The sequence below is a fragment of the Myxococcus sp. MISCRS1 genome (assembly GCF_026626605.1).
Lineage (GTDB): Bacteria > Myxococcota > Myxococcia > Myxococcales > Myxococcaceae > Myxococcus > Myxococcus fulvus.
On record NZ_JAPNKB010000001.1, the window covers coordinates 1,033,780 to 1,057,923 of the forward strand.

Genomic DNA, 24,144 nt, shown 5'->3' on the forward strand with positions numbered 1-24,144 from the left:
CGGGGGCCCGCCATGGACTCGCTTCGTCAGGACTTCCGCTACGCGCTGCGCACGTTGAGGCACACGCCGGGCTTCACCCTGGCCGCCGTGGTGACGCTCGCGCTGGCCATCGGCGCGAACACCGTCCTCTTCAGCGCCATCCACGCGATGCTGCTCAAGCCCCTGCCCTTCCAGGCGCCGGAGGCGCTCGTGCGGCTGTGGTGCCAGCAGCTGGACTTCCCGCAGGCGTCCGTGTCCCCGCCGGAGCTGCTCGGCTGGCGGGAGCATGGCCAGTCGTTCGCGCAGCTGGCCGGCTTCGCCCGTCGGGACATGAGCCGCACGGGGGCGGACTCCGCCGAGCGCGTCCGCGCGGCCCGCGTCACCCCCAACTTCTTCCAGACGCTCGGCGTGACACCCACGCAGGGGCGCGACTTCCGGGACGAGGACGCGCAGCCGGGCAATCCCCCGGGCAGCGTGGTGGTGAGCCATGCCTTCTGGAAGAAGGCGCTGGGCGGAGCCTCGGACGCGGTGGGCGGGACGGTGCGGTTGGACGGGCGCACGTACACCGTCGCGGGCGTGCTGCCGGAGGGCTTCACCTTCCCGGAGTTCTCCGAGGACGTCGACGTGTGGCTGCCCAACTGGCTGGACCCGGAGTCGCACGGCAACCACTACATGAGCGTCATCGGGCGGATGGCCCCGGGCGTCACGCTGGAGGCGGCGACGGCGGACCTGGCGCGGGTGGCCCAGCTCATCGCCCGGCCGGGCGCGCCGGGCGAGAAGGCCCACGGCGTGACGACGGACCTGTGGCAGCGCTACCTCACGTCCACCTCGCGGCCGGTGCTGTGGGCGCTCTGGGCCGCGGTGGGCTTCGTGCTGCTCATCGCCTGCGCCAACGTGGCCAACCTCCTGTTGGTGCGAGCGCTGGCGCGGCAGCGGGACGGCGCCATCCGCGCGGCGCTCGGGGCCAGCCGGGGTCGGCGCATCCAGCAGGCGCTGGCGGAGAGCGTGCTCCTGGGCCTCGTCGGCGGGCTGGTGGGCCTCCTGCTCGTCATGTGGGGCATGGAGCTGGTGCGCGCGCTCCTGCCAGCCTCGATGCTGCGCATGACGCCGGTGGAGCTGAGCGTGCCCGCGCTGCTGTTCAGCGTGGCGCTGTCGCTCGGCGCCGGGTTGCTCTTCGGCCTGGCGCCCGCGCTGCACACCTCCGGTGCGGACGTCCTGCCGCTGCTCAAGCAGTCCGGGAGCGCGGCGGGCGCGCGCGCCAATCACCCGCTGCGCAACGGGCTGGTGGCCGTGCAGCTGGCGCTGGCGCTGGTGCTGCTGGTGGGCACGGTGCTGATGGTGCAGACGCTGCGCAACCTGCAGGCGGTGGACCCCGGCTTCGACGCGGAGCGGGTGCTGCATGCGCGGCTGGCGCTGCCGGACCTCAAGTATGGCGGCCCCGACCAGCAGCGCGGCTTCTTCGCCGACTACCTCGAGCGCCTGCGCGCGCTGCCGGACGTGGAGAGCGTGGGCATGGTCAACGACGCGCCGCTGGGGGGCACCAACTCCAACGGTGACTTCACGCTGGAGGGGGCGCCGCGGGACTCGGGGCTGCGCTACGTCACCGAGTACCGGGTGGCCTCGCCGGGCTACTTCCGGGCCCTGCGCGTCGCGCTGCGCGAGGGACGCGACTTCGACGGCCGCGACTCGGAGAAGGGCGCCCCCAGCGTCATCGTCAACGAGGCCTTCGTGCGCAAGTTCCTCGGCGGCGGCGAGGCGCTGGGCCGCAGGGTTCGCCTGGGCTGGAGCGACAACGAGCCCTTCCGCGACATCGTCGGCGTGGTGGCGGACGTGCGTCACAACCGCCTGACGGAGCCCGCCCAGCCGGAGACCTACCTGCCGTACGAGCAGTACCCGGTGCGCACCATGTCCATCCTGCTGCGCACCTCGCGCGAGCCCTCCGCCCTGGTGGCCGCCGTGCGCCAGGAGCTCAAGGCCGTGGACGCGGAGCAGCCCGCGTACGACGTGGCCCCCTTCGTCGACCGGATGGACCGGCAGGTATCCCGGCCCCTGGCGACGGCGCGGCTGCTCGCGGCCTTCGCGGCGCTCGCCGTGGTGCTCGCGGGCGTGGGCGTCTATGGCGTCATGGCCTACGCGGTGGGCCAGCGCACCCGGGAGCTGGGAATCCGCCTGGCATTGGGCGCCCACCCCAGACAGGTGCTCGGGCTGGTGATGCGTCAGGGCCTCATGCTCACGCTCCTGGGCGTGGGGGTGGGCCTGCTGGCGGCCTTCGGCTGCATGCGCCTGCTCGCGGCGCTCCTCTATGGCGTGAAGGCCCACGAGCCGGGCGTGTTCCTGGGAGTCGCGGCGGCGCTGGGGTTGGTGTCGCTCCTGGCCACGTGGATTCCCGCGCTGCGCGCCAGTCGGGTGTCACCGTCCGTGTCACTGCGCGCGGAGTAGCTTCCGCCGCTGGCGGAACGCCGCGCCCAGGCAGCTTCAAGGCCCCGCCACGGGCCCGCGCCAGCTCGGCGGGCAGGCATGGGGTGACTTCGCCCCAGCCCCTGCGTTCCACGCGTTTACGGGCACCAGCGGACGTCCTGCTCGGCTGCCCTTTGACGCTTGCCGACGGAAGGGTTTAAGAGTCCGCATGCACTTCGACTGGACGTTTCTGGTTCGCGTGAGCGTGCTGGCTTTGCCCGCCATGCTGCTGATGGCGTTGCACGGCGCGGTGGCGCAGGCCTCCGCGCCGAGCGCTCCGCTGGAGAAGCTGTCGGGTCGTCGCATCTTCTTCGGCCACCAGTCGGTGGGCGGCAACATCCTGGACGGCGTCAAGGCGCTGCCCAACTCGGCCCAGGGCGTGGTGCCGCGCGTGGTGGAGGTGCAGAGCCCCACGGAGTCGCTGGCCCCCGGCACCCTGGCGCACGCCATGGTGGGACAGAACGAGAAGCCCGAGTCGAAGATCGCCGACTTCGAGCGGCTGATGGACGCGGGGCTCGCGAAGTCGACGGACGTGGCCTTCTTCAAGTTCTGCTACATCGACATCAACGGGGCCACGGACACGCGCGCGCTGTTCGAGAAGTACCGCGTGGCCATGGAGGGTCTGAAGGCGCGCCACCCCGGCACCACCTTCGTGCACGTGACGGCGCCGCTCACCACGGTGCAGCGCGGCGCGAAGGCGTGGCTGAAGGAGCTGCTCGGCCGGCCCGTCTGGGGCGTGGCGGAGAACGTGCAGCGCGAGACGTTCAACGAGCTGATGCGCAAGACGTACGCGGACAAGGAGCCCCTGTTCGACCTGGCGCGCCTGGAGTCCACCGCGCCCGACGGCTCGCGGGAGACGTACGAGCTCAATGGCCAGACGTGGCCGGCCATGGTGCCGGGCTACTCGGATGACGGCGGCCACCTGAACGCGGCGGCCCAGAAGCGCCTGGCCACCGAGCTGCTCAACTTCCTGGCCGGCCTGCCCGCGCCCGTGGTGCAGCCTCCCATCCCCGCGGTCCAGGCCACGCCGTGACATGAGGCCGTTACATCAATCACTGTCGCGCGAGTGGGGGAAGCTCATGGCGCGCCTGAAGTTGAGGCGCTGTCAGGAGATAGGGGACTCGCCCACGGTGCTGGGCCGCGTGTGGATCCACGGCGCGGGCCGGGTGCTCGTGGGACACCGCGTGGTGCTGGATGGCCGGCTGGCGCCCATCGAGCTGCATGCCATGTCGCCCCAGAGCGTCATCATCCTGGGGGACGAGGCCCACATCGAGGGAGGCGCGTCGCTGGAGGCGCTCAGCTCGATTTCGGTGGGCCGGGGCGCCCGGCTGGGGCCGTTCAGCAAGGTGATGGACAACCAACACCACCCGCTGAGGGGAAACCGCCATGAGCGGCCTCCGTCGGTGCCCCTGGTCATCGAGGAGGGCGTGACGGTGGGCAGTCGTGCCATCCTGTTGCCGGGCGCGCAGCTGCAGAAGGGCTGCACCGTGGCGCCCGGCACCGTCATCTCGCGTCGGATTCCGGCGGGGGTGACGGTGGGGGGAGCGCCCGCGAGGGTGCTGCGCAGGGAGGTGATGGGATGACGTCGCGTAGCCCATTCGTCCGGATTCCCGAAGTGGTCGCCCAGTTGGAGGAGATGGGCCGGGCGGCCCGGCCTCGCGCGGAGCGCGCGGTGGCGATGGTGCGCGCGCGCTGGCAGTTCCGCGCCGTCCAGTCGCTGGGGCGCAACGTGGCGGCCTATGGGCCGGTGAGCGTGCACAACGAAGGGGAGATGGTCCTCGGGGATCGGCTGACGTTCTCCGGCGGGATGCTGCCCAGCTCGCTCGTGTGCCACCCGGGTGGCCAGCTCACCATCGGGAACGAGACGCAGTTCAACTACGGGGTGTGCCTGGAGGCCTGGCGCTCGGTGAGCGTGGGGGCCCGGTGCATGTTCGCGTCGTTCGTGCGCGTGGGAGACCGGGATGGGCTCCACACCGCGCCCATCATCATCGAGGACGATGTCTGGGTGGCGCACGGCGCCATCATCATGCCCGGCGTGCGCGTGGGAGCGCGCTCGGTGGTCGCCGCCGGGAGCATCGTCACCCAGGACGTGCCGCCCGACACGCTGGCCATGGGCAACCCCGCGCGCAACATGAGCCTGGAGCTGGTTTCCCGCGACACGGGCAGCTGAGCACCTCAAGTCTTCGTCCCGGGCGCGTCTTGCTTCGCGCCCGGCTTGTTCCATCACTTCACCACCGCACTTCCAGACAGGACGTCCTACCGTGAGCATTCGTGAACGCATCCGTACCTTCATCGTCGACACGTTCTTCGTGGACGACTTCGGCGATGACGACTCCTTCCTGCGCAAGGGGCTCATCGACTCCACGGGGATGATGGAGCTGGTGGCGTTCCTGGAGTCGGACTTCGGCATCAAGCTGGAGGACAAGGAGCTGGTTCCGGAGAACCTGGACTCGCTGACGCGCGTGGTGGCGTTCGTCGAGCGCAAGCAGAACCAGCGCCTGCCGCAAGCGGGCTGAAAGAGCGCGCCATGTGTGGCATCGCGGGATTCACCTACCCGGCGGGAGGGGGCGCCGGGGCCGAGGCGGGCGAGCGGCTGGTCCGGATGACGGCGAGCATCCGTCACCGGGGCCCGGACGCGCAGCGGGCGTTGGTGTTGAACGGGGTGGCCCTGGGCCACACGCGGCTGTCCATCGTGGACCTGGAGGGGGGCCACCAGCCGATGCGTGACGCGGCGACGGGGCTCACCGTCGTCTTCAACGGGGAGATCTTCAACCACGTGGAGCTGCGCGAGCAGCTCGCCGGGCGGTATGCGTTCCGCACGCGCTCGGACACGGAGGTCATCCTCGCGGCGTTCCTCACGTGGGGCATCGACTGTGTGCGCCGGTTCGAGGGGCAGTGGGCCTTCGCGCTGTGGGACCCGAGGGACTCCACGCTGTGGATGTCTCGCGACAGGGTGGGCATCTGCCCGCTGTATTACGCGGAGCTGCCGGGTGGGCAGCTCGCGTTCGGCTCGGAGGCCAAGGCGCTGTTCGCCAGCGGGCTGGTGACGCCCGCGCTGGACGCGCGGGGGCTGAAGCAGACGTTCCAGCTGTGGTCGCCGGTGGCGCCGCGCACGTCGTTCGAGGGGGTGCGGCTGCTGCCGCCCGCGCACTCGGCCCGGTTCCGCGCGGGGGTGCTGGAGACGTTCAGGTATTGGGACCTGGATTTCGGCGTGGAGCCGAGCACGGCCAGCGACGCGCGCATCCAGGAGGAGCTGGGCGAGGCGTTGGAGCGCGCGGTGCGGCTGCGGCTGCGCGCGGATGTGCCGGTGGCGGCGTACCTGTCGGGCGGGTTGGACTCGAGCCTCTTGTGCGCGCTGGCGCAGGGGCAGTTGGGTGGGACGCTGCGGACGTTCTCGGTGGGCTTCGCGCACGCGCGGTTCGACGAGCGCGAGCACCAGGCCGCGGTGGCCGGGGAGCTTCGCACGGAGCACCGCGTGGTGGAGATGCGCGACGGGGACATCGGCACGCTGGTGCCCGGCGTCATCTTCCACGCGGAGCAGGCGATGATGCGCTCGGCGCCCGCGCCGTTCCTGCGGCTGAGCGAGTGGGTGCGGCAGAACGGCATCCGTGTGGTGCTCACGGGGGAGGGCTCGGACGAGATGTTCCTGGGCTACGACCTGTTCAAGGAGACGAAGGTCCGGCAGTTCTGGGCGCGGCAGCCGGCGTCGAAGTGGCGGCCGCTGCTGCTTCGTCGGCTCTACCCCACCCTGTCGGTGAGCCAGCAGAACGTGGAGCTGCTGCGCGAGTTCTTCGGCATGGGGTTGGAGGACCCGGGCAGCCTGGGCTTCTCGCACCTGGTGCGGTGGGCGAACAGCGGGCGGATCTCGCGCTTCCTGGCGCCGGACTTCGCGGCGAGCGTGGCGGACGAGGAGCCGACGGCGTCGGTGCTCTCGACGGTGCCCGCACACGTGGCCCGCTGGCGGCCGCTGGCGCGCGCGCAGTACCTGGAGGCGAAGACGCTGCTGTCGGGATACCTGCTGTCGGCGCAGGGAGACCGGATGCTGCTGGGCAACGCGGTGGAGGGACGCTTCCCGTTCCTCGACACGTCGGTGATGGAGCTGGCGGCACGCATCCCCGAGCGCATGCGGCTCAAGGGGCTGGACGAGAAGCACGTGCTCAAGCGCTACGCGAAGGGCCGTGTTCCGGCGTCCATCCTGGAGCGCAGCAAGTTCCCGTACCGTGCGCCCATCGCCGGAGCGCTGGTGGGACCGGAGGCGCCCGCGTGGGCGAGGGAGCTGCTCGCGCCCGAGGCCGTGGCGAAGGTAGGGGTGTTCGACGCGCGCAAGACGGAGCGGCTCGTGGCCAAGCTGCGCGCGCCCAACGCGGCGGAGAGCGAGGCGGACACCATGGCGCTGTTCGCCATTGCGTCCACGCAGTTGCTCGCGCACCACTTCCTCACGCCGCGCGCACCGCCGCGGGCGGACCTCGACGCCGTGGTGCTGGAGGCGGCATGAGCGGCAGTGATGCTCACGTGCGGAGCGCTGGTGCGTCCGCACATGTCCTGCATCGGGAGGTCGCGTGAACACTCGCGACGGTCTCGCGCCTCGCCGCAACCACAGATGTCCCGCATCGGAAGGTCGCGTGATTACTCGCGACCTCCCCGCGCACATCTTCGCCGCGATTAAACCAGCCGTGCTTCAGGAGGTCGCGTGAGCGCGACGGACTCCGCACCAGCGTGGGTCATGGCCCACGCGCAGCGCACCCCCACGGCCTCGGCGGTGGACTCGCCGTGGACCCGGCTCACGTACTCGCAGCTCGCGGAGCGGATGACGGCGCTCGCGGGGCACCTGCGTTCCTCGGGCGTCTCAGCCGGAGACAAGGTTCTCATCGCCCTGCCCCTCGGCTCGGCGGGCGCGGTGGCAGGGCTCGCGGTGCAGGCCCTGGGAGCATGCGCGGTGGAGCTCGACCGTGAGACGGGCGCGACATCCGTGGACGCCATCCTCGCGCAGACGGGCGCGCGACAGGCCTTCGTCTTCGGACAGGACGCGCGCAAGTGGACCGGCAAGCCGGGCCTGACACACGTGTATGTGATTCACGCCACTCGTCCACCGGAGCGGATGCTCCAGGCGCTCGCGCCCGCGACCTGCACGTGGGTGCAAGAGGACGGCGCGGTGGACCCCGAGGCAAAGGCAGCGCCGCTGGGCGCCCTGCCCACCACGCCCTCCCACGCCCACGCGTCCATCGTCTACACCTCCGGCAGCACCGGCACGCCCCGAGGCGTCATCCAGACCTTCGGCAACATCGCCGCCAACACGCGCTCCATCGTCGAGTACCTGGGCCTGTCCTCACGAGACAGGGCGCACCTGGTCCTCCCGCTGCACTACTGCTACGGCAAGAGCGTCCTCCAGACACACCTGCTCGTGGGCGGCTCGGTGTTCCTGGACCCGCGCTTCATGTACCCACAAGTGGTGCTGGAGGCGATGGCCCAGGAGCGCAGCACCGGCTTCGCGGGCGTCCCCCTCACCTTCGAGTTGCTCAAGCGCCAGGCCGGCGCGGAGGCCCTCTCCAAGCTGCGCCTGCGCTACGCCACCCAGGCCGGCGGCGGCATGTCCCCGGACACCATCCAGTGGACGCGCGAAGCCCTCTACCCCGCCGAGCTGTACGTCATGTACGGCCAGACCGAGGCCACGGCGCGACTGAGCTACCTGCCCCCGACACGGGCCGCTGAGAAAGCGGGCTCCATCGGCGTGGCGATTCCCGGTGTCGAGCTGCGGGTGGTCGGCGAGGACGGCAAGGCGCTCCCCACGGGCGAGACAGGCCACCTGGTCGCGCGCGGCGCCAACGTGACGCCGGGCTACCTGGGCGCCCCCGAGGAGACCGCGGCCATCCTGCGCGACGGCTGGCTGTGGACCGGAGACCTGGCCTGGCGCGACGCGGAGGGCTTCATCTTCCTGGTGGGACGCGCGAAGGAGATCCTCAAGGTCGGCGGCCACCGGGTGAGCCCGGCGGAGCTGGAGCATCAGCTCGCGAGGCACCCATCGGTGCGCGAGGTGGCCGTCGTGGGAGTCCCGGACCCGCTGGGCGGCGAGGCGGCCTGCGCCGTGGTCGTGCTCCAGGAAGGAGCCGCAGTCGAGGAGGACACGCTGCGGCGCTTCTGCAGGGAATCGCTGCCGGCGCACAAGGTGCCCCGGCACGTGGTGTTCACGGACGCGCTGCCGCGAGGGCCCAGTGGGAAGGTGCTCAAGGCGGAGCTGCGCACCCAATATTCATCCATCGGTTCGTCGTGAAGGGTTCGAGAGGGGTCACACAATGAAGTTTTCCAAGCAGGTGTTGGAGCTGGACTGGGAGGCGAAGGCGGCCGAGCTGTCCGAGGGGCTGCGCGAGACGGTGCTCAAGAAGCTGCGCAAGCGCGGCCTCGTCGTGGCCATCTCCGGCGGCATCGACTCCGCGTGTGTCGCGGCCCTGGCCGTGCGGGCCCTGGGCCCCGAGCGCGTCTTCGGCATCCTCCTGCCCGAGCGCGACTCCAGCGGCTGGAGCTCGCAGCTGGGCCGCAAGCTCTGCGAGAAGCTGGGAATCAAATACCAGCTCCACGACATCGCCCCCATCCTCGAGGCCGCCGGCTGCTATCGCCAGCGCGACGAGGCCGTGCGCTCCGTCTTCCCGGAGTTCACCCCGGACATGAAGTGGAAGATTGTCATGCACGGCGACCGGCTCAACACGGACGCGGTGAACTTCTTCTACGTCGTGGTGCAAGTGAATGGCGAGGAGCGCCGCTTCCGGCTGCCGCCCCAGGCCTATACCCAGATTGTCGCCGCGACGAACTTCAAGCAGCGCACGCGGAAGATGATGGATTACTTCCACGCGGACCGTCTGAACTTCGCGGTGGCGGGCACGCCCAACCGTCTGGAGTATGACCAGGGCTTCTTCGTCAAGCTGGGCGACGGCGCCGCGGACGTGAAGCCCATCGCCGGCCTCTACAAAACCCAGACATATCAACTGGCCAGGCACCTGGGCGTCATCGAGGAGATCACCAGCGGCGAGCCGACGACGGACACCTTCAGCCTCCCCCAGTCGCAGGAGGACTTCTATTTCTCCGTGCACTACTCGCAGCTGGACCTGCTCATGTGGGCCAAGAACCACGACGTGCCCACGGACGAGGCCGCGCAGGTGATGGGCCTGACGCCCACCCAGGTGCAGCGCGTCTACGACGACATCGACCAGAAGCGCCGCAGCACGGCCTACCTGCACTCGCCGCCGCTCTTGCTGGAGAAGGTGCCGGAGCTGGAGCCGTTCAAGCTCGGCTGAAGCACGACGCCGTGCCAAAGAGACGGGAGGCGCCCTCGCCTCCCGTCCCTCGCGAACAGGGGCGACTACTCCTCCTCTTCGCAGACCTCCGCCTTCACCGGGATGTCCTTGCGCGCGTCGTCACGCACGTAGAGATACCCCTCGCGGAAATAGTCCTTCCCGCCCTGCACGCGCATCACGTTGCGCTTCGCGTCGGTGACGGTCCACTTCAGCGTCTCGCTGGAACCGCTCGGATAGGCCACCTGCAGCGTCGAGCCGCCGCGGGCCTCGGACTTCACGGACTTCACCTGGCCCTTCAGGTCATCCTGGCCGAAGTCGATGAGGATGGACCCGGCCGCGTCCACCGTCACCGAGGGCGTGTTCGCCCCGCACCACTCCTCGATGAGGTAGCCCTTGCCCTTGCGGCGCACCTGGAGCCACTTGCCGGCCAGGGCCTTGAGCGCCCCGGACGACGCGGCCTCGACGCCGGCCGCCTGCGTCCCGCAGTCCAGCTCACCACCCGGCAACAGGCCCGTGACGACCTGTGTCCCCTTCACCACGCGCACGGGCACCACGTCCGGCAACGGTGACGCGGCGTGCGCCTCCACCTTGTCCCCGCTCACCACCGTGGGCCCCTGCCGACTCCCATCCAGCGGCTGCAGGCGCGCCTCCTTCGCCTTCACCGTGCACGTCGACAGCGCTCGGCTGAATGGCCGCGAGAAGCTGTCCTGTCCGGACCACCCCGCACCGCAGCAGTCCGTCCCAGGCCCCTTCAGCACCAGCTTGTTGGGCTCCAGATCCAGCGTCCATTTCCCCTGGGACTGGAAGGTCGTCAGGGCCCACGACTTCGGAGAGGTCTTCTTCTGGACAGCGAAGGTGCATTCACAGGCCCCCATGCTCTGGCCCTGCGGAAAAGTTGACTCGTATTGAACGAGCGTCTGCCCATCCCCCTCGAGCACCACGAGGGTGCCGCCCTGCTTGGCATAGACACCCGTGAGCGGCTGTTGCTGCGCGGCCGCGAGGCCCGCCCACAGACACAATGCCGCGCCAGTCACGAGTCCGTAACGCAGTGCATTCATTCGCGACTCCTTGTGTGGATTCACCCAGACAGGGCGACTCCTATCGCTCTCCGAACCCGGAAGTCAGGCCAAACCGACCTGGGTCGCCGCAACTCTTTTTCTCAGCCGCCGACAATCGGTCATCAGTCGTTCCCACACCCCCCTGTTCTCCACTCGTGGAGTGACCCCATGTCTCCTCGCATCGAGCGTCGCCAGCAGACGTACTCGCCCACCTCCGCGCAGGCCGAGGGCCTGCCGCAGGGCCGCGACGCGCAGCTCAACCTCCAGCAGCTCTGGCCGTACATCGAGAAGTACGCGCAGAAGTACGGCGCGGACCCGAAGGTGCTCGCGGGCATCGTCGCGCAGGAGTCCTCGTTCAAGAACCACGGCGTGCACGCGGACGGCACGGGCCACGGGCTCATCGGCCTGGACGACAACGGCCTGCTGCCCTCGTTCGAGAAGTGGTCCGGCATGCAGGTGGGCCGGGGGGCGAACGCCAAGACGATTCCGCCCGAGAAGCAGATGGAGTTCCTGGCGAAGACGATTGGTGAGCTCACCAAGAAGCACGGCAGCGGCATGGCGGCCGCGCGCGAGTGGCACCGGGGCGCGGGCAACATGAACGACGCGCGGGGCTACGACTACCAGAACAAGATCCAGAACCACATGAGCCGGCTGTTCCCGGGCGGCAAGACGCCGAGCGGGACGACGGCCAACGTGCCCGACACCACGGTGGGTGGCACGGACACGTCGAAGCCGGGCAACAAGCCGGGGCTCTCGCCGGGCAAGACGGACGACTCGCGCACGCCCGTGGCGGCGTCGGACCGGGAGATCAAGAAGGGCGACACGCTGTGGGGCATCGCCTCCGAGCTCAAGGCCAAGGGCATGGAGGGCTCGCACTGGGATGTCATCAACCAGATCCGCCAGCTCAACCCGAAGATCACCGACCCCAACCTCATCTTCGCGGGCGACACGCTGAAGCTGCCGGGTATCGCGGGCAAGGACCAGAGCACCTTCACGCCGGGCACGAACAAGCCGGGCCCGGTGGACCTGAACCCCAAGCCCACGGGCCCGCAGGCCACGGACGGCGCCGCGCCGGTGACGGGTGACGGCCGCGTGGACCCGAGCAAGGTCCCGCAGATCAGCCAGTACAGCCCGGCGGGCAAGGACGGCTCGTATACGAATGGCCCGGCCAACTGCGGCCCCACGTCCATGGCGCAGATCGCGCGTGCCTTTGGATACGGCAAGGACATGACGGATGCCCAGCTCATCAACCACCTGGGCCGGATTGGCGGCACGTCGGGTAACGGCACGGACGTCAACGGCATCGCGAAGATGGCCAAGGCGATGGGCAAGGACGCCGTGACGAAGGGCCCGGGCGCCAACGTGGAGTGGATCGCCGACCAGCTCAAGCAGGGCAAGCTGGTGGTGGCCAACGGCGACTACCACGCGATGCCGCCGCACCAGAACGAGGGCCGCACGTCCGGCCACTACGTCACGGTGGCGGGCATGGATGCCAAGGGCAACTTCATCGTGCGCGACCCGGCGGACGCGAACGTGAAGACGATTACGCCCGAGCAGATGCGGCACTTCCTGAACTCCAACCCCAACGGCGGCTACCAGATGTCCATCGGGTGAGATGACCCGACTTTGGATGGAGTGAAGTAGGCTTCGAGCGGACCGGCACTCCGGTGAGGGTGTCGGTCCGTCCGCGTTTCCACACCCCGAGGACTCCCAGATGACGCAGAGCAAGCAGACGCAGACCTGCATTTCCTGCAAGAAGACCGAGGGCGGCGAGGTGGTCGGCTCCACCTATGTCTCCACGGGTGACAACGGGATGATCGTCCGCTTCTGGATGTGCGACGAGTGCGCTCTGCCGCTGGGTCCGGGTCAGGGCCCCATCGACATGGACGACCCGGCGAAGGCCGAGCAGCCCCGGAGCTGAAGCTGCGGGCCCTCGGGCGAGGAGCCGCGCGAGGGCCTGACCACGAGGGTGGCGACGACGGGGTGGAGCAAGGTGGGCGCGACAGGGTATGGAATACGTCGCTGCCGTCCCCGTCGGAGAAGCCATGAACAAGCTACTGGGTCCCGCCTCCTTCGTCCTCGCCTCGGCCGCGCTCGCGGTGGCCCTCTGGGCCCCCGGGCGTGTCGAGGCGCCCTCCCCCTCCCAGACGCCCGAGCCCGTTGCCGAGCGGCCCGCGAACCAGGAGGCCCTGGAGCGGCGCATCCAGGCGCTCGAGGACACCACGCTGAGCCTGTCGCGGCGCCTGATGGAGCTGGAGAAGCAGCCCGGCACGGGTGTGGCGCCAGCGGGCGGAGGCACCGCGGTGGCGGCGGGCGAGCTGGAGCAGCTGCGCAACGAGGTGCGCGGGCTGATGGCGGGCGAGACGCTGACGACGGAGGGCGGGCGTGAGGCGCTGAAGGACGCGATGCGCTCGGTGCAGCAGGAGATGCGCACCGAGCAGCTCAACCGGCGCCAGGAGGAGTGGATGCAGGCGCAGGTCCGCGGGCAGGAGCAGCGCCAGGAGCGGGTGAAGCGGCTGGTGTCCGAGGCGAAGCTGAACTACTCGCAGGAGCAGGAGCTGACGCGCCGGCTGGAGCAGGAGGAAACCTCCCGAAACACCCTGTTCGACGAGGTCCGCGCCGGGACGAAGTCCGCGCGTGACATCCGCCAGGCACTGCGAGCCCAGCGCGAGGAGACGGACCAGGTCATGAAGGGAATGCTCGACGCGGAGCAGCTGGCCAAGTACCAGGTCATGCGGCGCGAGGAGCAGATGAACTCCCGCCCCCGCGGACCTCGCGAGGGCCGCTTCGGCGACCAGTGACGCAATGACTCATACGGAGGTCTGTGATTGCAAAGACAGACCTCCGCGGAAATGCGCGAGAGCGCCATTCAATGTCACGAACCAGGACCTCCATTGCCATCCTCGGCGGCTTTCTCCTGGGGATTCTCTCAAGCATCATTGCTCGGGATTACATTCTGGACGGGTGGTATGGCCCCGCCCAGTTCGTCGTGCTCGACGAAGACATTGAGTTGAGCGATGGGCAGCGCCAGGGAATGACCTGCCCGGGCCCTCCCGGTGGAGGCATCCTCGCGGGCACGCCACTCGTGGTCCGTGCCCATGGCGCGAAGAAACTCGTTGAGCTGCGATTCACCTACTACGGGAAGGATCTCCCCAGCACGATTGACGCAGCCGACGCTCCCGCGAACAGGCGGAGAACCCGGTGTGTCAATCCCTGGGAGCAGAGCACTCCCGAGTAGGAGCGCCGTCGCCCGCCCCTCCGCGCCATGCAAGTCGTTGAGCGCGCACGAGCTTGCGCGCCGAGGCCGCTACTTCGTCATGGTCGGCGGCATCCGGCGCGGGTCGCACGCAATGCCAGGGCATCCCTTGCTGTCGCCGCAGCTCCCGTCGCAGCACAGGTACTGACCTTCCGGGCAGACCGTGCGCCCGGCGTCCACTTCCGGCTCTGCCACCCGGGGGCGCTCCTTCGACTCCGGCACGTCCGCCGACGTGGATGCCTCGGCAGCGGACGCTGTCTCCGGCGCCGAGGCGGCGTCACGACGCTGCTCCTCCCCTCCCCCCTTGCACCCGAGCGCCCACACCATTGCCACACAGCACGTCCACCGCAGCGCCTGATTCCACGTCCTGGTCATCCGCACCCTCACTTCCTCCCCGAGCACCTCGCACGCGAGCCCGTTGAAAAACAAGGGGCGGCCCCGGAAGACATCCCGGGACCGCCCCTCACACTCCGCTCGCCGACCTCACACGCGGGCCGGCGGGCTCATTTCATGACTTGCGACGACGGCGCAGCGCGAGGCCCAACATGGCCAGGGCCGGCAGCAGCGCGCTGGTGGCGCTACCACCCGCCGCGGTGCAGCCGCCGCTGTCCGTCAGGTTGCGCACCGTCACCGCCACGTCCACCGTGTCGCTGTTGGCCACGCCGTCGTTCGCCCGGACGCGGAACAGGAAGATGGTCGTCTCGGAGACCTCGGGCGCCACGAAGTAGGCCTCGGCCGTCTCCGCCTTCTCCAGCTTCACCGTGGGACCCGCGACCTGCACCCAGCGGTACGTCAGCTCGTCACCATCGGCGTCCGTGCCCGTGGCCGTGAGCTTCACGCCCGAGCCCTCGTGCACCGTGTAGCTCGACGTCGCGCTCACCACCGGCTTGGTGTTGGTGCGCGTCACTGTGACCGTCACCGTGCTCGCCGCGCTGGCCTGCCCCGCGGCCGTGGCCACCAGGCTGAACGTCAGGTCGACGGAGTTCCCCGTCACGCTCGGCGCCGTGAAGGTCGCGGTGGCCGCATCGGCCCCCGTGAGCGTCACGGACGGACCCGCCGTCTGGGTCCACGCGTAGGTGATGGTGTCGCCATCCTCGTCGGTGGCGCTGCCGTTCAGCGTCACCTGGCTGCCCTGGTTGACCGTCTGGTTCTCACCCGCGTTCGCCACGGGAGCACGGTCCACGTTGCGCACGGTGATGGTGATGGTCGCCGGAGCGCTCGCGGCGATGCCGTCGCTGGCGACCAGGGTGAAGGTGAAGGCCGTGTCCGCCGTCACCTCGGGAGGCGTGAAGGTCGGCGTGGCGCTGGTGTCGTCATCCAGCTCCACCGCCGGGCCCGCCGTCTGCGTCCAGGCGAAGTCGAGCGGCTCGCCGTCCGCATCCGACGACCCCGTCGCGTCGAGCGTGACGCTGCCCGAGCGCTCGTCCACCGTCGTGGGGCCGTTGTCCTTCACGCGGGCCACCGCGACGGGCGCCGCGTTCACGTTGTTGACCAGGACCTGCACCACGCGCGGGTGGCTGGAGTCCGTGCCATCGCTCACCACGAGCTGGAACGTGAAGATGGTGGCCGCGGGAACCTCCGCCGTGAAGCTCGGGGTCGCCGTGTCGGCGCCCGTGAGCGTCACCGCGGGGCCGCCAATCTGGGTCCACGCGTACGTCAGCGTGCTGCCCGCGACGGCATCCGGATCGAAGCTCGCGGAGCCGTTGAGCGTGATGACGCGCAGCGTGCGCGTCCCGTTCGGGTTGACGATGTACTCCGTCACCGTCTGGGAGATGCCCGGCTCGGCGATGGGCGCCACGTTGCACGTCCCAGAGCCCGTCTCCGCGACGCGCGAGTAGAACGGCGTGGTGTTCGTGATGCCCGTGACGCGGATGTTCGCCACATCCCAGCCGTACGCACCCACGAAGCCATCCGTGCCCAGGCGGAAGCGCAGGCGCACCTGGTGTCCGCCGAAGATGCGACCGAAGTTGGTCTGGGCCGGGATGAAGCTGGGGTAGTTCGTGCTCATGCGCACGTAACCCGGCCAGCCACCGACGTACGGATTGCCCGTGTCGATGTTGCCCTGGTTCGTGAGCCGCGCCCGCTCGGCCGCGGACAGATACAGGTACCAGTTCTCCCACGGCCCCTCGTCGACGGAGACCTCGATGACGCCCGCGTCGAAGTGCACCCACTGGCCCGAGACGACGGCGGACTCGAACGAGTGGCGGTGGTAGAAGGACAGCACGAAGTTCTGGCCCTGGGCGACGTCGAACAGCGGCGACGTCAGGCGGATGTCACGCGACTCCGACTCGTTCGCCGCGTGCCAGTAGCCCGTGGTGGCGTGACCGTTCTGCCACAGCGGACGGTAGTTGAACGTGGAGTTCGTCCAGCTCGTGTTCTGCGTCTCGACGTAGTCCGTGTCCGAGGAGTTGGCGACCTCGTCGTAGTTCACGTTGGAGCGGAACTCGTGGACCGTCCCACCCTGCAGCAGGGTGATGGGGAAGGTCACGTCCACACCCAGCACGGCGAGCGCGCCGCTCGCCTGCGCCGGCGCCGCCGTCAGGGAGACGGGGATGCTCGCCACCGCGGTGCTGCCACGCGCGATGTTGCCGAACGTCAGCGTGCTCCCGCCGCCGAAGGTCGCCTCGACCCCCGCGCTCGACTCGTTGAAGGCCGCCGTGGCCGTCACACCGTTGACGCTCTCGGCGCCCACGTTGCGCAGCGTGACGCGCAGGATGCCCGTCTCGCCGGCATCCAGGATGCCGTCCTTGTCGCAGCCCACGGAGGAGTCATCCAGCGTGACGCTCACGACCTCGAGCGCGTTGCCGGTGTGGTAGCTCTCCACCACGCCGATGTGGTCGGCGCTGTCGCGGTCCGCCACCCGGGCGCCGAAGCCGGCGCCGCGCTTGGCGAACGCGGCCACGAAGCGCTGGTAGTCGGCGGGGTCGGCCGCGGCGACGACGGACAGCAGCGCGTCACGACCCTCGAGGAAGGTCGGAGACGACGGGGTGGCCTTGTACGACGCCACCAGGTAGCGCTTCATGCGGTCCTGCGCCTCGCTGAACGGGTGCGCATTGAGCAGGCTGGCGTAGCACTCCCACAGCATCGTGGCCCAGACCTCGCCGGAGTTGTGCACCTCGGCGTTGTTGGAGCCCGCGTAGTCGGGGTTCGACGGGACGTTGGCGGGAATCGTCGTGCCGTCCGCCATGTGGCGCAGGGTCAGGCCGTTCTTGGTCAGGTCCGTGCTGAACGGGACGCGGCGGATGCCCCAGTAGTAGCCGTTGTTGCGGCCACCGGCCTGGGTGTAGCCCGCCATGCCGTACGTGCCCTGCCAGTTGTTGTTGCCAGCGCGGTTGCGGTCCTCCTCGCGGACGGACAGCAGCATCGCGTGGAAGTCGCCCCAGCCCTCGCCCATGGAGCCGCCCTGGTTGTTCGTCAAGCCAGAGCTGTTACCCACGAGGCGGTTGGAGATGTAGTGCCCCCACTCGTGCGCGATGATCTCGTTGTCGAGCGTACCGTCGCGATCCAGGTCCGCGTTGCGGCGCAGGCGGCCCTTGACGGACGCTGACTCCAGCGCCGTACGCCAGGCATCGCCGTCCGGCTTGGACACCATCAGCGCGGGGACGGTGATCGCGTTGTCGATCGCCGCGACGCCGCTGGCGCCCATCGTGCCCAGCACGCCCGCGGCGCTGTTGGTGATGATGACGGCCACGGCGCCCGCGTTCTGGGCGTTGAGGACCTTGTACGCGAAGCTGCAGTTTCCGCGCTCGATGAGGGCGACCTTGCCCGTGAAGAGCTTCTGACCGCCGTACGGGTCAGCGCCGTTCGCGTCCGCGCAGCCCAGGCGGTAGCCCAAGGCAATCGCCGGGTCCTCGTGCGTGGGAGGCACGACGAAGTCCGCGGAGACGTCGTACACCCGCTGGCCGAACGACGCGTTGTACGTCAGGTAGCCGCGGGCGATGGGCGACGGCTCGGAGACGGTGAGCTCGGCGACGCCATCGAAGATGTACTGCTGCATGCGGGGACGCGCGCCGTCGGCCGGGGTGGCCATGTTGGCGTTGTTGCGACCGCCGAAGTCCTGCGCCTCGACGCGGAGGCTGTCGCCCTCCAGACCGCCGCGCCCGTAGTTGCTCATCTGGGCGTTGCCGGAGGCCTCGTCGAAGCCCGCGTCGTAGAACCAGTCGTGCAGGAAGTTGGTGACGTAGAACAGGTTCACCACCGCCGCCAGTCGCTGCTCGGAGCTGGACGCCGGGGACTTCGTCACGTCGAACGTGTAGTCGAACGTCCGCGAGCCCGCGTTGCTCAGCGGCGCACGCAGGTCGATGCCCTCCTGGTAGCCGTCAGTGCCGCCCAGGTCCGCGTACGCGTCGACGTTGTTGCCCGTCGTCACCTGCGCGTTGGCCGGCAGCCACGGGTCGTCCTTGCTGAACGGGAAGTTCTGCAGGGTGACCAGGTTGGACGGGTTGTCCAGGGGCTCCTGGTGGCCGTCGGGCGTGCCCGTGGGGTGCGGCGTGGCGTCGTTGCCCTGGGGACCGTCGTAGGGCAGCTTGGTCGTCGGGTCCGCCCACACGCGGTAGGTGAAGGCCTCCGACTTCGTCAGGTCGTGCTTGAAGAGGACCGAGCCGTCCTGCGCGTTGACCACGAAGGCGACGTAGTTCGCGTCCGGGTTGCTCGCCAGGCCCGCGTTGATCTCCACGTAGTACGCGGGGACCAGGCCGTCCGGCAGCGGGAAGAGGACCTTCTTCGCGCGCGGCGCATCGCCGAAGCCGTGCGTGGAGAGCAGGTTGCGGTCCACCTGGTAGTGGCTGTAGTCGCCCTGCGAGCCCGCTGGCGCCAGCGCCCGGGCATCCAGCGACGCCCCCGTCACGTCCTGGAACGCGCGCGCAATCGCCTGCGGCGCCGAGACGCGGAAGGCCGAGGCCTGGGCGTTCTTCTCGTCATCCTTGTTGCGCGGCTGGAGGTAGCCGGAGATGGCCACGAGCTGCTGGCTCGGGTCCATCACCACCTTGACCTCGTTGCGGAACACCTCGATGCCGTTGACCCGACGACCGTAGGTCGCGATGACCGCGCCGTCGTTGTCCTTGGGCAGGTGCACCTGGCGCAGCTCCGCGCCATCCACATCCGTCGAGTTCAGGCGGTACAGGTCCGCCACGCCACGCAGGTGCTCGCGCGCCGAGGCATTGACACTCGCCTTGGTCAGGGGACGCGCGGCCTTCGGGGCCGACGTCGCGTTCAGGGCGCGCTCGCTGAAGACGAACGTCGGGACGCCCAGGCGGCCTTCCACGCTGTTGATGCGCAGCCCGCGCTGGGGTGCGTTCGCCGCGGACGAAGGCAGGGAGCGATCCGCCGGGGAGCGGAGGAAGGCATCGACCGAGGCCCCTCGCGCGGAGACCGGCGGGGACCACATCAGCACGGCGAGCACGGCGCTCACTGTGCCCATCCAGAGACGCTTCATGAACGACAACCTCTTTCGGGGGTTTGAGGAGGAGGGCCCCTCGCCGTCGGACGCCTGCTCGGCTGGGGCGTCCAGAGGTTATTTACTATTTTGTTATGAACACAATAGGCCCCCCTGAACTCACTCCCTCAGGGTGCCAGCAAACCCAGGATAGACGCTAAGCCTGACGGCCAATGCCAGGAATTCACGTCTAGGATTATTCCCAGACGCGAATCCGGGCGCGCGGCGTCACCCGAACGGTGGCCGGGCGTTGTGGCCGATGACGAGCATCTCCTCCGGGTGCGTCTCCGCGCGAGCATACGTCAGAAGCGCGGCGAGGCTATCGGAGTGCTTGGGGGCGGCCGTCTCCAGCATCACCTCCTCGCGGTGGGGATGGAACAGGTCCTCCTTGCCCAGGTTCTGCTCCTGCCACCGGCGCCAGCCCGGCAGCGACGAGCCCTTCGCGGGCTGGAGGCCCACCACCTCATAGCCCTGGGGTGTGAAGGCGCGGTGCAGGCCCACCAGCGTGGCGCCGGTGCCGAAGCCGCACACCACCCGCCGCACGGAGGGGAAGGCGTCCCGGACGAAGTCGCGCAGCTCGCCCGCCCAGCCCTCCACGCACCCCACGAGGGCGCCATTGGAGAGCTGCCGGGGCCAGCACCAGCCCTGACGCTCGTAGCCCAGGGCCACCTCCCAGGCCTCGGACAGCCGGCGCACGGTGCGCACCTCGCCGCCGAAGCCCTGGTCTCGCAGGTACGCGGCGCCGGCCGTGTCGGTGAGCGCGAGCACGGGCAGCCCCCGCTCGCGGCCCAGCGCGTCGAGCGCGAGCGAGGACGAGGAGCCGGACAGCTCCACGAGTCCACACGCACCCTCCGGCACCGTCTCCAGGTAGCGGGAGAAGGTGAGGTACTTCAGACCACCGGAGGGAAGCTCTCCCCCCCACAGCACCACCGGCCCTTCGGGGGACAGCCGTGACAGGGGAAAGTACATGGGCGGACCTCCCTCCATTGAGTGAGGGCCCCGCGTGGACTCCTCGGGCCCACGACGCAAGCTCGGCACCCTCTTGCATTGTCGGCCAGTCCCCTCCCCTCGCGGCTGTCATCCCGTGGACCGCGAGCCCGGCCGTCCGCCCGCCAGGGACACTGGCCCCGTCCCCGGGGGTGATGTGAAAGCGCTCCCGAAGCCAGGGGCTGTGCGATAGTGGCCCGCAGCGAAAACGCATGCTGCGCCGGCTCCTCCCCACCCTCGTGGCCCTGGGCTGTGGGCTCCTCGCCCTCGGTTGGGGGCTGGTGAGCCTCCAGCGCATCTTCACGCGCGAGCGTGAGGACGCGCACGCGCAGGTGCGCTCGCGCCGGGACGCGCTGGCGCACGCCGCCACGGAGTCGCTGCGCCAGGTGCTCGCGCGGCAGTTGGAGGAGCAGGTCTCCGCCATCCACGCCGCCGTGGACAACCCGCTCGCGCCGGGCGAGGGCTTCTACCTCCAGTTCCGCGGCCACCAGTTCCTCCCCCGCCTCACCCGTCCCCTGCCCGGCCACGACATGCCCGCGCGCGCGCTGTACGAGACGCTCGCGGACCAGCTGCGGGACGGCGCCACGCCCGGCCCGTGGGAGGCGCGCCTGGCCCGGCTGCGCGCGGCCGAGTCCGCGCTCCGGGAGGGCAGCCCCGCGCGAGCCACGGCGATGGTGGAGGAGCTCTTGCGCTACCACGCCAACCACGCACTGCCCGCGGACCAGGAGCTGCCCTTCCTGCTGCTGGCGGTGGAGCACCTGCAGCAGGGGGCCCGCTCCACGCCGCTGGTGCGCTCGCTGCTTCGCGAGGGGCTGCCGGAGGAGTTCGGCGGCATCGGCCGAGGCGCGGGGCTGCAGCGGGACCTGCTGCGCGAGCGCTCGCGCTTCACGCAGGCGGACTTCGACTTCCTGCAGGCGCGCATCCTCCTGTTGAGCAGCGCCCTGGGCGAGCCCATGGGGGACTTCCTGGAGCGCTCGAGAGAGACGGGCGCGGGCGCGCTGGTGATGCCCGAGCAGTTGGTGGAGCCCACGCTGCTGGGCCAGCAGTGGTACGTGGAGCCCCGGGGCGAGGTCGTCTACGGCATCGCGGTGGACATCGCCGCGCAGTTGGTCCCCATCGCCGAGGACATGCGGGCGCGCGGCCTGTTCGGCAACGGCGGTCAGGTGCGGCTGGTGGGCGACCGCCCGGCGATTCCGGTCCGCGAGCTGCCCGTGCGCGTGGACCTGCCCGAGTGGTCCCGCGCGGAGGTGGACATCGAGGCCCGCTACGGCCTGAAGACGCTGCTGGTGGCGGTGTGCGGCGTGCTGGCCGCGGCCATCGTCGCGCTCGCCGTCGTGTCTCAGCAGCGCAAGTACCGCTTCCTCGAGCTCAAGAGCGACTTCGTCGCCACCGTGTCGCACGAGCTGCGCACGCCCCTGGCCTCCATCCGGCTGATGGGTGAGACGCTGGAGCGCAGGCTGGCGCACGCGCCCGAGGTGCGCGACTACCCGACGCGCATCGTCCAGGCCGCGGACGGGTTGCACTTCCTGGTGGAGAACATCCTGTCGTTCAACCGCATCGACAAGGGGCGCTGGACGCTGCGCCCCTCACGGGTGCGGCTGGAGGAGCTGGTCAACCCGCTGCGCGATGACCTGGCCGCGGCCACCTCCACGCCGGTGGAGCTGACCACGGACCTGAACGACGCGGAGCTGGAGGCGGACCCCACGCTCCTGCGACTGCTCTTCTCCAACCTGGGCCGCAACGCGTGTGCGTACAACCAACGCACGCCGGTGCGCCTGTCGGTGAGCGCCCGGGTGATTGAAGGCCACGGCTGCACGGTGCTCTTCCGCGACAACGGCGTGGGCATCCCGGATTATGAATGGGAGAACGTCTTCCAGGACTTCTATCGGTTGACGCCTCCCGGACAGGATGTCCACGGTAGCGGCCTGGGACTGGCGCTCTGCCGCAAAATCATGAAGCTGCACCACGGCGACATCCAGGTGGCCTCGTCCACGCCCGAGGGCACCACGTTCGCGCTGACCTTTCACGAGCCGCGTCGATGACCACCACCTCCACACCCTCCACCACCCGTCCCACCATCCTCATCGTCGAGGACGACGCCCACCTGCGCGTGGGCCTGCGGGACAACCTGCTGGACGAGGGCTACGTCGTCTCCGAGGCCCCGAGCGCGCGAGACGCGGAGCCGCTCCTGCGCGAGCGCGAGTTCGACCTGCTCATCCTGGACGTCATGCTCCCGGGCGAGGACGGCTACAGCTTCTGCCGGCGCCTGCGGGCGCAAGGGGTGAAGAGCCTGGTGATGATGCTCACCGCGCGCTCGCTCGAGGACGACATCGTCCGCGGGTTCGAGGCGGGGGCACAGGACTACCTCACCAAGCCCTACCGGTTGAGGGAGCTGCTCGCGCGGGTGGGCGCGCTGGTGCGCCGTGCGGGCACGGCCCCGGCGCAGGTGACGACGTTCGGCGGGTACTCGCTGGACCTGGGACGCCGCACGGTGACGAAGCCGGATGGCACGGGCGTGGAGCTGACGCGCACGGAGTTCGACCTGCTCGCCTACCTCCTGCGCCACCGCGAGCGCGCGCTGCCCCGGGGAGAAATCCTGGACGCGGTGTGGGGCCGTGACGTGGTGGTGGACCCGCGCACGGTGGACAACTTCGTCTCCAGTCTGAAGAAGAAGCTCGGGTGGACGAGCGCCTCCGGTTTCAGCATCCACACGCTGCGCGGTGTGGGGTACCGGATGGAGGTCTCGTCACCATGACGCAACCATGACCAACAGATGGACGGCCCTTCGCCATCGCCCACCCGGGACTTCGTAGTTTGAATCCTGCGTGGACGGGGCGCTCCGAAGCCAAGACGCCCACGCCGGAGAGACGCCGCATGGCGTGGTGGACCTCCGGGAGCGCCCATCGGGGAGGAGGCCTTCCATGTTCAAGTCGGTCATCGAGCGGCAGCGAGCTGGACGTCTGGGTGCTGGGATGGGGTGGTCCGTCGCCGTGCACGCGGCGCTCTTCGGCGCGGTCCTGGTCATCTCCGCGCGGCCCGCCGAAGTGCCGCCCGAGCCGGATCCGGATCTCGTCATGAAGTTCATGGCGCGTCCGCAGGTGGCCAAGGGCTACGCGGCGCCGGCGCAGCCCAAGACGCAGGCCCCGCCGCCCAAGACGCGCAAGCCCAAGCGCGACACCTTCCCCACGCAGATCAACCCGATACCGGTGGATCCCAAGCCCGTCGACGTGGATCCGGAGCCGGTGGCGAACACCACGGATACGGGTGACACCGAGCCCACGGGCGTCCCGGGCGGTCATCCGGAAGGAGATCCGAACAGCATCGCCACCAACGTGCCCTACATCCCCAACCTGCCCTCGGGCGGCAACGGAGACGCCACCGGTGAGGACGTCATCCCGTTCGGCGGAGGCATGACGCCGCCGGTGCTCATGGGTGGCCAGCCGCTCGACTACACGGAGCAGGCCCGCATGGCGCGCGTGGAAGGCACGGTCATCGCCAAGTGCGTCATCACCCGCGAGGGCGACGTGCGCGACTGCCGCATCATCAAGGGCATGGCGCACATGGATGAGCACGTCACGGAGGCGCTGCACACCCGGCGCTACAGCCCCGTGAAGTTCCAGGGCAAGGCCGTGAGCGTCTCCTACGTGTTCACGCTCCGCTTCAAGCTGCCGCGCTAGTCACGCGACG

17 protein-coding genes are annotated in these 24,144 nt (G+C 69.8%); 14 read left to right on the plus strand and 3 right to left on the minus strand.

Features of this window, described 5'->3' with window-relative positions:
• Positions 1 to 12 precede the first annotated feature (12 nt).
• The 8 genes from OWM54_RS03850 (at position 13) to nadE (ending at position 9,722) form a co-directional block, all read left to right on the plus strand.
• On the plus strand, positions 13 to 2,418 hold the full coding sequence (locus tag OWM54_RS03850; protein WP_267696657.1) for an ABC transporter permease: 2,406 nt from the start codon (positions 13 to 15) through the stop codon (positions 2,416 to 2,418).
• Positions 2,419 to 2,605: 187 nt separating this feature from the next.
• Positions 2,606 to 3,469 (plus strand): hypothetical protein, encoded by an 864-nt coding sequence (locus OWM54_RS03855; RefSeq protein ID WP_223746886.1) that lies wholly within the window; start codon positions 2,606 to 2,608, stop codon positions 3,467 to 3,469.
• Positions 3,470 to 3,515: 46 nt separating this feature from the next.
• Positions 3,516 to 4,019 (plus strand): acyltransferase, encoded by a 504-nt coding sequence (locus OWM54_RS03860; protein WP_223746885.1) that lies wholly within the window; start codon positions 3,516 to 3,518, stop codon positions 4,017 to 4,019.
• On the plus strand, positions 4,016 to 4,606 hold the full coding sequence (locus OWM54_RS03865; protein ID WP_141323150.1) for an acyltransferase: 591 nt from the start codon (positions 4,016 to 4,018) through the stop codon (positions 4,604 to 4,606). Before OWM54_RS03860 ends, OWM54_RS03865 begins: the two co-directional genes overlap by 4 nt.
• A 91-nt stretch (positions 4,607 to 4,697) precedes the next feature.
• Entirely contained in the window at positions 4,698 to 4,952 is a 255-nt protein-coding gene (locus tag OWM54_RS03870) for an acyl carrier protein (protein ID WP_141323149.1), read from the plus strand.
• Between the two features lie 11 nt (positions 4,953 to 4,963).
• Entirely contained in the window at positions 4,964 to 6,931 is a 1,968-nt protein-coding gene (gene asnB / locus OWM54_RS03875) for an asparagine synthase (glutamine-hydrolyzing) (RefSeq protein ID WP_267696658.1), read from the plus strand.
• Positions 6,932 to 7,126: 195 nt separating this feature from the next.
• On the plus strand, positions 7,127 to 8,704 hold the full coding sequence (locus OWM54_RS03880; RefSeq protein ID WP_267696659.1) for a class I adenylate-forming enzyme family protein: 1,578 nt from the start codon (positions 7,127 to 7,129) through the stop codon (positions 8,702 to 8,704).
• A 22-nt stretch (positions 8,705 to 8,726) separates the two neighbouring features.
• Positions 8,727 to 9,722 carry an NAD(+) synthase gene (gene nadE / locus OWM54_RS03885; RefSeq protein WP_046713037.1) on the plus strand — a complete coding sequence of 332 codons (996 nt, stop codon included), beginning with the start codon at positions 8,727 to 8,729 and terminating at the stop codon, positions 9,720 to 9,722.
• Positions 9,723 to 9,787: 65 nt separating this feature from the next.
• On the opposite strand, the gene OWM54_RS03890 is transcribed toward nadE, so the two are convergent.
• Complete coding sequence (locus tag OWM54_RS03890; RefSeq protein WP_267696660.1) at positions 9,788 to 10,780, minus strand: hypothetical protein; 993 nt, start codon at positions 10,778 to 10,780, stop codon at positions 9,788 to 9,790.
• A gap of 168 nt (positions 10,781 to 10,948) precedes the next feature.
• On the opposite strand from OWM54_RS03890, the gene OWM54_RS03895 reads away from it, so the two are divergent.
• The 3 genes from OWM54_RS03895 to OWM54_RS03905 all read left to right on the plus strand — a co-directional run bounded on the left by OWM54_RS03895 (position 10,949) and on the right by OWM54_RS03905 (position 13,581).
• Positions 10,949 to 12,394: a C39 family peptidase gene (locus tag OWM54_RS03895; protein WP_141323144.1), complete on the plus strand. Its 1,446-nt coding sequence runs from the start codon at positions 10,949 to 10,951 to the stop codon at positions 12,392 to 12,394.
• Between the two features lie 100 nt (positions 12,395 to 12,494).
• On the plus strand, positions 12,495 to 12,701 hold the full coding sequence (locus OWM54_RS03900) for a hypothetical protein (protein WP_046713034.1): 207 nt from the start codon (positions 12,495 to 12,497) through the stop codon (positions 12,699 to 12,701).
• 124 nt (positions 12,702 to 12,825) lie between these two features.
• On the plus strand, positions 12,826 to 13,581 hold the full coding sequence (locus OWM54_RS03905) for a hypothetical protein (protein ID WP_267696661.1): 756 nt from the start codon (positions 12,826 to 12,828) through the stop codon (positions 13,579 to 13,581).
• Between the two features lie 963 nt (positions 13,582 to 14,544).
• Here OWM54_RS03905 and OWM54_RS03910 read toward each other — a convergent pair.
• Together OWM54_RS03910 and OWM54_RS03915 are read right to left on the minus strand one after the other, a co-directional pair.
• Positions 14,545 to 19,470 (minus strand): myxosortase-dependent M36 family metallopeptidase, encoded by a 4,926-nt coding sequence (locus OWM54_RS03910; RefSeq protein ID WP_267696662.1) that lies wholly within the window; start codon positions 19,468 to 19,470, stop codon positions 14,545 to 14,547.
• Positions 19,471 to 19,698: 228 nt separating this feature from the next.
• Positions 19,699 to 20,439: a pyridoxal-phosphate dependent enzyme gene (locus tag OWM54_RS03915; RefSeq protein ID WP_267696663.1), complete on the minus strand. Its 741-nt coding sequence runs from the start codon at positions 20,437 to 20,439 to the stop codon at positions 19,699 to 19,701.
• Between the two features lie 230 nt (positions 20,440 to 20,669).
• Here OWM54_RS03915 and OWM54_RS03920 point away from each other — a divergent pair, with 230 nt between their 5' ends.
• The 3 genes from OWM54_RS03920 to OWM54_RS03930 all read left to right on the plus strand — a co-directional run bounded on the left by OWM54_RS03920 (position 20,670) and on the right by OWM54_RS03930 (position 24,134).
• Positions 20,670 to 22,499 (plus strand): sensor histidine kinase, encoded by a 1,830-nt coding sequence (locus OWM54_RS03920; RefSeq protein ID WP_223782935.1) that lies wholly within the window; start codon positions 20,670 to 20,672, stop codon positions 22,497 to 22,499.
• Positions 22,496 to 23,212: a response regulator transcription factor gene (locus tag OWM54_RS03925; RefSeq protein ID WP_223746875.1), complete on the plus strand. Its 717-nt coding sequence runs from the start codon at positions 22,496 to 22,498 to the stop codon at positions 23,210 to 23,212. The genes OWM54_RS03920 and OWM54_RS03925 overlap by 4 nt, the downstream gene beginning before the upstream one ends.
• A gap of 166 nt (positions 23,213 to 23,378) precedes the next feature.
• On the plus strand, positions 23,379 to 24,134 hold the full coding sequence (locus OWM54_RS03930) for an energy transducer TonB (RefSeq protein WP_267696664.1): 756 nt from the start codon (positions 23,379 to 23,381) through the stop codon (positions 24,132 to 24,134).
• Positions 24,135 to 24,144 lie beyond the last annotated feature (10 nt).